This is a genomic window from Candidatus Rokuibacteriota bacterium (genome assembly GCA_016209385.1).
Classification (GTDB): domain Bacteria; phylum Methylomirabilota; class Methylomirabilia; order Rokubacteriales; family CSP1-6; genus JACQWB01.
Genome location: JACQWB010000206.1, coordinates 1 through 8,169, shown reverse-complemented (window position 1 = coordinate 8,169; position 8,169 = coordinate 1). Strand labels below are relative to the sequence as shown.

Annotated in this window: 9 protein-coding genes; 5 read left to right on the top strand and 4 right to left on the bottom strand. The window is 69.1% G+C overall.

Annotated elements, in window-relative coordinates:
- The first annotated feature begins 147 nt into the window (after positions 1 to 147).
- From HY726_15135 to HY726_15120, 4 genes are read left to right on the top strand one after another with little or no spacing between them, the layout of a single operon-like run.
- On the top strand, positions 148 to 2,529 hold the full coding sequence (locus tag HY726_15135; protein ID MBI4610332.1) for a hypothetical protein: 2,382 nt from the start codon (positions 148 to 150) through the stop codon (positions 2,527 to 2,529).
- A complete protein-coding gene (locus HY726_15130; GenBank protein ID MBI4610331.1) occupies positions 2,529 to 3,137 on the top strand; it encodes a YdbL family protein in 609 nt (202 codons plus the stop codon). The genes HY726_15135 and HY726_15130 overlap by 1 nt, the downstream gene beginning before the upstream one ends.
- Positions 3,134 to 3,937, top strand: a complete 804-nt coding sequence (locus tag HY726_15125) for an enoyl-CoA hydratase/isomerase family protein (protein ID MBI4610330.1) — start codon at positions 3,134 to 3,136, stop codon at positions 3,935 to 3,937. Before HY726_15130 ends, HY726_15125 begins: the two co-directional genes overlap by 4 nt.
- Before the next feature lie 23 nt (positions 3,938 to 3,960).
- Complete coding sequence (locus HY726_15120; protein MBI4610329.1) at positions 3,961 to 4,719, top strand: SDR family oxidoreductase; 759 nt, start codon at positions 3,961 to 3,963, stop codon at positions 4,717 to 4,719.
- On the opposite strand, the gene HY726_15115 is transcribed toward HY726_15120, so the two are convergent.
- The 4 genes from HY726_15115 to HY726_15100 form a co-directional block, all read right to left on the bottom strand.
- Positions 4,670 to 5,098, bottom strand: coding sequence for an aspartyl protease family protein (locus HY726_15115; GenBank protein ID MBI4610328.1), 429 nt, complete (start codon positions 5,096 to 5,098; stop codon positions 4,670 to 4,672). The two genes, HY726_15120 and HY726_15115, sit on opposite strands and share 50 nt — an antisense overlap.
- Positions 5,099 to 5,159: 61 nt before the next feature.
- Positions 5,160 to 5,738 carry a phosphatase PAP2 family protein gene (locus HY726_15110; GenBank protein MBI4610327.1) on the bottom strand — a complete coding sequence of 193 codons (579 nt, stop codon included), beginning with the start codon at positions 5,736 to 5,738 and terminating at the stop codon, positions 5,160 to 5,162.
- Positions 5,739 to 5,805: 67 nt separating this feature from the next.
- The gene (locus HY726_15105) at positions 5,806 to 6,357 is read right to left on the bottom strand and encodes a superoxide dismutase family protein (GenBank protein ID MBI4610326.1); all 552 of its coding nucleotides are present in this window, start codon (positions 6,355 to 6,357) and stop codon (positions 5,806 to 5,808) included.
- A gap of 30 nt (positions 6,358 to 6,387) precedes the next feature.
- Positions 6,388 to 7,356 carry a beta-propeller fold lactonase family protein gene (locus HY726_15100; GenBank protein ID MBI4610325.1) on the bottom strand — a complete coding sequence of 323 codons (969 nt, stop codon included), beginning with the start codon at positions 7,354 to 7,356 and terminating at the stop codon, positions 6,388 to 6,390.
- A 236-nt stretch (positions 7,357 to 7,592) separates the two neighbouring features.
- On the opposite strand from HY726_15100, the gene HY726_15095 reads away from it, so the two are divergent.
- A partial coding sequence (locus tag HY726_15095) for an HAD-IA family hydrolase (GenBank protein MBI4610324.1) occupies positions 7,593 to 8,169 on the top strand: 577 nt, incomplete at its 3' end.

Genomic DNA, 8,169 nt, shown 5'->3' with positions numbered 1-8,169 from the left:
GATACTACGACTGCCCCCTTTGGTCCTCCTTTCACCAAATGGGTGCACGACTTGTCAGGTCTGGTGCGGCGTTGGGCTCCTTAGAGCGTTTTTAGGGTCTCGAGCCCCTCCCTCGTGGGGGCCGCGCGGGTCTGGTAGCATAGGCTCATGTCCCGCCGTGCCGGCCTGCGCGCCCACCCCGTTCTCCTCGCGGCTGGCTTGCTCCTGGGCCTCGGCGTCGTGGTTGTTCTGCTCGGGATCCTCTTCATCGGCCGCGACGAGCGGCGCGCCGGGCGGATCTTCTCCGCGATCCTCAGCGAGCGGCTCGGGCATCCCGTCCGGATCACCCGCGTCGCGACCGACGGGACCAGCTATCTGACCCTGGCGGGAATCCGGGTGCCGCCTTCCGGCCCGTGGACCAGCGAGCTGACGATCCGGGAGATCCGCGTGGAGGGGCGGCTGCTCCGGCTCCTCGTGAGCCCCGGCGGCCAGCACCTCCGGGTCCGAGTTGTCTCCACCTCGCTCACGGTCGAGCAGGCCGCGGCGCCGGCCGCGTTGCCGACGGGCGCCGCGCTCGAGCAGCTCCGTGGCTTCGTGACCCGGCTCCTCCACTGGCCAGCCAGCGGGGCGTTCACGCTCTCGGGCGGCGAGCTCAAGGTCCACGGGCAGCTCACCCGCTTCGACCTCGCCGGGGAAAAGTCGGGTGACGGCCGGCTGGCGCTCCGCCTCACTGCCGGGTCGGAGTCGGGCCCGGCGCTGGTCATCGCGGGCGCCGGATCGGTGACGGGAGATGTCCTGGAGCTCAGGCTCACGGCGAACGGCGATCCCCGCGCTCTGGGTGGCCTCTGGCCGGCGGCGCTCGCGGTGACCAGGGAGCTTTCGGGCGAGGCGACGCTCAGGCTTCCCGGGTCGGGTCGGCTGGAGCTGGCCGGCCAGGTCACCCTCACGCCGACTGGTGCGGCGCCGCCGCTGACCGTCTCGGCGTCAGCCTCTTACGTTCCCGATGACGGCCGCCTGGACCTCCCGCGCCTCTCGGTCGGCTGGGGAGCCTCCCTCGCGCTCGATGGATCGGGCCAGCTCTCGGGCCTGATGGCTGCTCCGCGCCTCGCGCTGGCCGTTCGGGGTGCCGTGGAAGGAACCGAGGTCCGCGGGTCGCTCGAGCTCGACGCCGGAGAGCGCACGGCGAGGTCAGTAGTCCATGTGGGCGAGGCTCGCCTGCAGCGCTGGTTCGCGCGCTTCGCTGTCGCCGATCGGCTACCCCGGGACCTGGCCGGAGAGGTCGCTGGCGGCCGGGTCGCCGCGGAAGTCGCATGGGCCGAGGGTCCCGCCCTCCGGTCGGCACACCTCGCCGCGCGTTTTGAGCGGGCCGTCGTGGCGTGGGGACAGGTCCAGCTCGGGGCGCCGGTGCTCGAGCTGGTGGTGACCGTTTCGCCCGCTGGAGACGGCAAGATGCTGGCCGAGAGCTCCATCGCCGCGCGGGCCCTGGACGCCCGGCTGGCCGGCGCCGTTCATCGGCTCGCCGGGCAGGCACAGCTCCGGTTTCAGCTTCCCGGCTCGGCGCCGTGGCGCGGGCTCGGCGCCCCCGACCGCGTCGGCCTCACGCTGTCCGGCCCCGGCGGCCCCGCGATCGTGGAGGCGAGCGCGTCCGCCACGGGCGAAGGCTCGTTCGTCGAGCGGCAGTACACGCTCCAGATCTCCGTCCCGGATCTCGGTCGGCTGCCTCGGTTCGTCCCCGGGCTCAGCTACGCCCTGAGCGGGTCCGGCCGCCTCGACGGTCGGCTCGCATGGTCCCAGGCTGGCGCGCCCCGGTTCCGGGGCGAGGCGCAGGTCCGGATCCCGCAGGCGTCCTTCCCGGGGCTCGGCGCAGAGCTGACCGGCCTGGCGGGGAATATCCCGGTCTGGCACGGCGTCGAGGGGACGGTGCCGCCGGGCACCGTGACAGTGGAGTCGCTCACGGCGTACGGGCTGGCGTTCGAGCGCTTTTCGAGTCCCGCCCGGCTCCAGGACGGCGTCGTGAATCTGCCCGAGACCACGTATGCCCACTACGGCGGGACGGGCGCCGGCTGGATCCAGGCGGACCTCGGGGACCCCTCGCTTCCCATCCGCTTCCGCTTCGAGGGGTCCGGCGTGGACGTGGCCCGCTTCTTCGCCGAGTCGGGATTCCAGGCCGCGCGCGTTACCGGCCGGGCGCGCTATGTGGTCGGCCTAATCCACAGCCGCGCCTTCGGCGTCGAGGTCGCCGGCCAGTTCCAAGTCGAGCCCCCCGGCGGCGTCGTCTCCATCGACGTTCTCAAGAACCTGCTGGTGGGCGCGCCCGAGGATCCCCTCGGGGTGGTGCGGAAGACCCTCGAGGGGCTCGGCGAATTCCGCTACAAGTCGCTCGAGGGCCAGCTCTACATGGACCAGCGCGAGACGCGGCTCTCGCTGAGCCTTCAGGGGCGAGAGCGGCTGGGGATCTTTCCGCCCAAGATCCGCGCCATCAACATCGAGAACCTCCCGCTCTCGAGAGTGATGAGGATCCTGGGCGCGCAGACGAGGAGGGATCGCTGATGACGTTCAGGCGGATGACATCGAGCGGGGGCCGGCTCGCCCTCGCGCTGGGGCTCCTTACCGGATGCCTCGCCGTGACCATCAACGTGACGTTTCCACAGGAGAAGATCGAAAAGGCGGCCTCGAGCATCGAGGACCTGGTGCGCGGCGGGAAAGAGGGGCCGCCGGTCAAGCCTCCGCCCGCCAAGGAGGAGAAGCGGGGCGACCATCCCGGCTTCCGCCGGACGCTCGGCTGGCTCGCTCCGACTCCGGCCGAGGCCCAGGTGCCCGAGCTCCGGACGCGTACCCCCGAGGTGATGGCGTCCATCGAGTCGCGCCGCCAGCGTTTCCCCCAGGTCCAACAGTGGAAGGAGCGCGGGTGCCTCGGGGAGAACGCTCAGGGGTTACTCGAGGCTCGGCCAGGGCAGGGGTGCGCGTCGGAGGTCGCGGCGCTGATCGCCGCGGAGAACCGCGATCGGATGACGCTCTACCGGACTCTGCTCCAGCAGAACAACATGCCGCCGGCAGACCTCGCGCGGGTCCAGGCCGCCTTCGCCAAGGTGAACCGCGAGAGGGCAGCGCGGGGCGAGTGGATCCAGACCGAGGACGGCCGGTGGGTCCGCAAATGAGGGAGGCTTCGGTGGACTACAACGACATCCTCTACGAGGTGCGGGAGCAGATCGCGCGGATCACGATCAATCGTCCCAAGCAGTACAACGCGTTCACCGGCGAGACGCTCAAGGAGATGACCCTGGCCGTGGAGGCGGCGGGCGTCGACGAGGAGGTGGGGGTCATCGTGCTGACCGGTGCCGGTGACAAGGCCTTCTGCGCCGGCGGGGACGTGAACTGGGAAAAGGAAGGCGGGCTCAGGCGGCAGGTGCTGGAGCCCTTCTTCTTCCACGTCACGCTCTGCCGCTGCCCGAAGCCGGTCATCGCGCGCGTGAACGGCTACGCCATCGGAGCCGGCAACCACATCGCCTACTTCTGCGACTTCACGATCGCCGCCGAGCACGCCATTTTCGGCCAGAACGGGCCGCGCGTCGGAAGCCCGGCGGGCGGGGCCATCGTGAGCTACCTGACCCGGGTGGTCGGGGCCAAGCGCGCTCGCGAGATCTGGATGCTCTGCCGTCGGTACACCGCGCGTCAGGCGCTGGAAATGGGGTTGGTCAACACGGTGGTCCCCTACGAGAAGCTCGACGCGGAGGTGGACCGGTGGTGCCAGGAGCTGCTGGCGCTCTCTCCGACCTGCCTCAGGATCCTCAAGGCCTCCTTCGTGGAGGAATTCAACTACCTCTTGGGGCAGGGGGACCAGTTCCGCCGCTACATCACGACGCGCGAGTTCTGGGAAGAGGAACAGCAGGAAGGGGCGCGGGCCTTTCTCGAGAAGCGGCCACCGGACTTCTCGCGGTTCCGCCGGCGGCCCAAGTAGTGCCAGACGTCGGGGAGGAGAGCATGAAACTCAAGGATCGGGTGGCGGTGGTGACGGCGGCGGCGGGGGCCGGGATCGGCCAGGCCGTGGCGCGGAAGTTCGCGGGGGAGGGGGCGCACGTCGTGATCTCCGACGCCCACGCCAAACGCGTTCAGGAGGTAGCGGCCAAGGTGCGTGAGGACTACGGCTGCGAGGTGCCGGCCTTCACGGTGGACGTCCGGCAGAAGGACCAGATCGAGAGCATGGTCCAGGCGACGGTGGAGCGCTTCGGCCGGATCGACATCCTCTTCAACAACGCGGGCATCAACAAGCTCGAGCCCGTATGGGAGATGACGGACGAGACCTGGAACCTGGTCCTGGGGGTCTGCCTCACCGGGACCTTCTACGCGGCACGCGCGGTGCTGCCCCACATGATCAAGCAGGGGAACGGCGTCATCATCAACATGGCCTCGGTGGCGGGCTGGATCGCCTCCGGCGTCGGCCAGGCCCACTACTGCGCCGCCAAGGCCGGGGTCATGGCCTTCACGCGCTCGGTGGCCGCGGAGGCGGGCAAGTACGGCGTCCGCGCCAACGCGATCGCGCCGGGCGTGATCTACAACGAGTTCCTCAACCGGATTTACCCACCCGGCTACTTCGAGGAGCGCAAGCGGCAGGCGATTCTGGGACGGCTGGGCGAGCCGGCTGACGTGGCGAACCTCGCGCTCTTCCTCGCCTCCGACGACTCCGCGTACATCACGGGCGAGGTCTTCTGCATCTCCGGCGGCTCGACCGTGCGCGGGTGACCGAGCGTCTGACGACCGAATTGGCGAGGTAGCTCCGCACTGGCACGAGGGGTTTTGCGACCGGGTCCACCCCGAGAGCGAATTCCTCCAGGGTTACCGCGCCCAGAACAGCCGGTCCGCCGTTTGGCCCGATCAAGCAGACTATCGGCAGTTCCTGACCGTCAAGAGTGAGAAGAACTACGGTCAACGGCCACTCCTCCTCGCGCCCAGTGGCGAGCAGCACCCGTCGGTTGCCGACCGGTTGACAGTCCAATGTCTCGACTACGTCTCGGGGGAGCGTCATATACGTGGCGCCCGTGTCGACCAGGACTGAGACCATTCGGTTGCGTCCCGGCTCCCGCAGGTTTTTTACCGTCACTTCCACCGAGAAGGTTCCCATCGTCGACCTCTGCGTGGCTATTGTAGCATGCGCTCGTGAGCCGAATTTTTGTCTTGCCGCGCTACTCTTGCTGCGTGGAGACAGGGTAGGCGTGACGCTCGTGCCACCAGGCGGCGAGGGCGACGCAGGCGAGGCCCAGCGCCGCCCCACCCACCGCGTCTCCCGGCCAGTGAGCCCTGAGCACGATGCGGGCCAGGCCCACCAGCCCCACGAGCACGGCTGCGGCCAGCCAGAGGCCGATGCGCATTGGCCGGTTAGTTGCGGCCTTGCCACCGAGGTACGCCGCGAGAAAGAAGAACGCTGCGGCGGCCGTGACGTGGCCACTGGGGAATCCGAGCGAGCCTCCCTCGGGTCTGAGCCGCCCGACAACGGGTTTGACGAGATCCTCGAGCACCGGGGCGCCCACGAGAACGCTGATCCACAACCACCAGCGCCGGTGAGCGGGCCGGAGGACTAGCAGGAGGACGAGGGCAGCAGGGGCGAGCACCCACTTGTTGCCAAGCTGGTTGACCCACTGGAAAACCGCGACGATTCCTGGAGAGGCCCGGTCGACAATGGCCTGGTAGAGGTCCTGCTCCCCTGGGAGCTGGCCGGCAATGTAAACGAGCAGGGCCAGGGCCAGGAAGACCCCGGCGCTCACGAGAAAGGTTATTCTCCAGCGCCGGCCCCCTGCTACGGGTTGACGATCTGCGGCCTCCGCCAAGCGATCAGTAGCCTGACGTCGGTCTCGGCGCGGGCTGCGGTGCCCGCCTGATCACGCCGCAGGCGATCCGCCCGCCCGAGTTGCCGGTCGGGTCGGTGACGTCGTCGTCGGGGTTGGCGTGGATCACCAGGGCGCTGCCGTCGGCGTCGAAGAGGGAGGTCGGCCCCGAAGCGAGCGTGACGAGCTTCGTCACGTATTCGAACCGTCCGGTCCCGTCTGCAGCGACCTCGAGGTTTGGCAGGTCGCCGGCGTGGGGCCCGGCGGGGTTCTTCAGACCGTGCTTCTTGCCGCCGGGATTGAAGTGGCCGCCGGCGGTCGTGAACTCCGGAGGATCGCACTTTCCCACCGCGTGGAGGTGCGTGCCGTGCCTGCCCGCCGGGATGCCGCGGACCTGGGCCACGATACGGACACCGTTCCCGTCCTCCCAGAAGCTGGCGGACCCCACCGTTTCGCCCTTGGCGTTTCTCAGCTCCGCCGTCGCCAGCGGGCTCCCGAACTGCATGGCGGCGCATCCGCTCAGCATCACTCCCGCAACGAAGAGCCAGAGCCATTTCATGCGGTTTCCTCCCTGTGCGCGGCCCGAGCGCTACCTCGGCCGGAGCGCCATGCCGTGGGGCGCCTTCCCCACCGGGATGGCCTTCACCTGGGTGTGGGTCCTCACGTCGATGACCGTGACCACGCCGGCCCAGCGGTTCGTCACGAAGGCGTAGCGGCCGCTCGGCTCCATGACCACGAGGTCGGGGTAGCCTGGCTGGGGGGTCGTGGCCACGACGCGCTCATCGGCGGTCCGCACGACGACGAGCTTGTTCGCCTTGCGGAGGGTCGTGTAGAGAAACTGGCCGTCTAGGGTGAGGACGGCCTCGTGGACGATGCCGGGCAGGGCGATCGCCCCTGTCGCCGTGTTCGTGGCGGTGTCCACCTTGACCACGTTCCGTTCCTCGCCGGCTGCCGCGTAGAGCCAGCGCTGGTCGGCGGTGAGGGCTAGCCCCATGGCATTCCCCCCGGTCCACACCGTGTGGGTGATCCTGCGCGAAGCGGTGTCGATGACGCTCACGTTGCCGGCGGTTTCGCTCGACACGTAAAAGGTCTTGCCGTCCCGCGTGAAGACGCCGTGGGCCGGCCAGGTCGGGACCTCGATCCGCCCGTCCACCCGTTCGGCCTTGAGGTCGTAGACGATGACCTCATCAACGTCGCCCCAGTCCAGCACGTAGCAGTACCTGCCGTCAGGGGAGAACGCGAGATTGTATGGGTTCTGGCCGGCGCGGATTCGTTTGACCACGCGTCCGGCGTCAGCGTCGAGGACCCCGATGTCGTGGCTCTTGTCGTAGACGACCCAGGCGGTTTTGCCGTCCGGGTGGAAGGCGATGCGGTTGGGCTTCCCCTTGCCCACGGGGATGGTCTGGGTCACCTCGAACGTGTTCGTGTCGATGACCGAGATGGAGTCGGACTTCGTGTTCGTCACATAGAGGGCCGCGCCCCAGCCTGGCGTCGTCCAGGCGAGCCATGCGAGTCCGACGGCGAGTCCGCAGGCCGCGGCCCTAATGAGCCTTGCCACCGTGCTGTTCCGTAGGGGAGCTGCTCCCCCTTGATCTGTGGCGGCTGAAGCACTCCAGCTCGATGTACACCTTCCTGCCTTCCGCCGGGTTGCCCTGCGGCACGCTGTACCGCCAGTGTGCCGGGATCCCTCCCTGCGCTCCTTTCCGCAAAGCGTGAGCATGCAGACTCCTCCGCGTGCCGGACTTCGGACCGCCCGTGACGCGCCACTCCCGCGGGGTATGCTACCTTTTTCTCATGGAACCCTCAAGGCGATTCGAACGCCTCCGGGCCGTCTTCTTCGACGCCGGCAACACGCTCCTGCAGATCAACTACGCGGCCATCGTCGAGCAACTCACCCTGCGCGGGATCGGGAGAACGCCTGAGGAGGTCGGCCGGGCCGAGCACCGGGCTCGGGTCAGGCTCGACCCCCACCTGGCGCCCGGAGCCTCGACCGAGAGCCAGTCCGTGGCCGGCTACTACTTCCGCTACCTCCTGGAGGAGCTCGGGATCACCGATCCCGCGACGAGCCGCGCCCTCGCCGAGTGGCGCCGCAGCTATAACCTGCCGGTCGGGCTGTGGAACCAGGCGGACCCCGAAGCTGAGAAAGTCCTCCGCCGGCTCCGCGCCGAGGGCGTGACTACGGGAGTCGTCTCCAACTCCAACGGCTCGGTGCAGGGGATCCTGGAGGAGCTGGGGCTCTTCCGCCATCTGGACTTCGTCCTGGACTCGGCCGTCGTCGGCGTGGAGAAGCCTGACCCGAGGATCTTCAGGCTCGCCCTCGATGCTGCCCGGGTCGCCCCCGCGGAAGCGGTCTACATCGGGGACCTCTACT

Coding starts and splice junctions, on each gene's coding strand:
- HY726_15135 (MBI4610332.1), top strand. CDS start 148: ATGTCCCGCCGTGCCGGCCTGCGCGCCCACCCCGTTCTCCTCGCGGCT.
- HY726_15130 (MBI4610331.1), top strand. CDS start 2,529: ATGACGTTCAGGCGGATGACATCGAGCGGGGGCCGGCTCGCCCTCGCG.
- HY726_15125 (MBI4610330.1), top strand. CDS start 3,134: ATGAGGGAGGCTTCGGTGGACTACAACGACATCCTCTACGAGGTGCGG.
- HY726_15120 (MBI4610329.1), top strand. CDS start 3,961: ATGAAACTCAAGGATCGGGTGGCGGTGGTGACGGCGGCGGCGGGGGCC.
- HY726_15115 (MBI4610328.1), bottom strand. CDS start 5,098: ATGGGAACCTTCTCGGTGGAAGTGACGGTAAAAAACCTGCGGGAGCCG.
- HY726_15105 (MBI4610326.1), bottom strand. CDS start 6,357: ATGAAATGGCTCTGGCTCTTCGTTGCGGGAGTGATGCTGAGCGGATGC.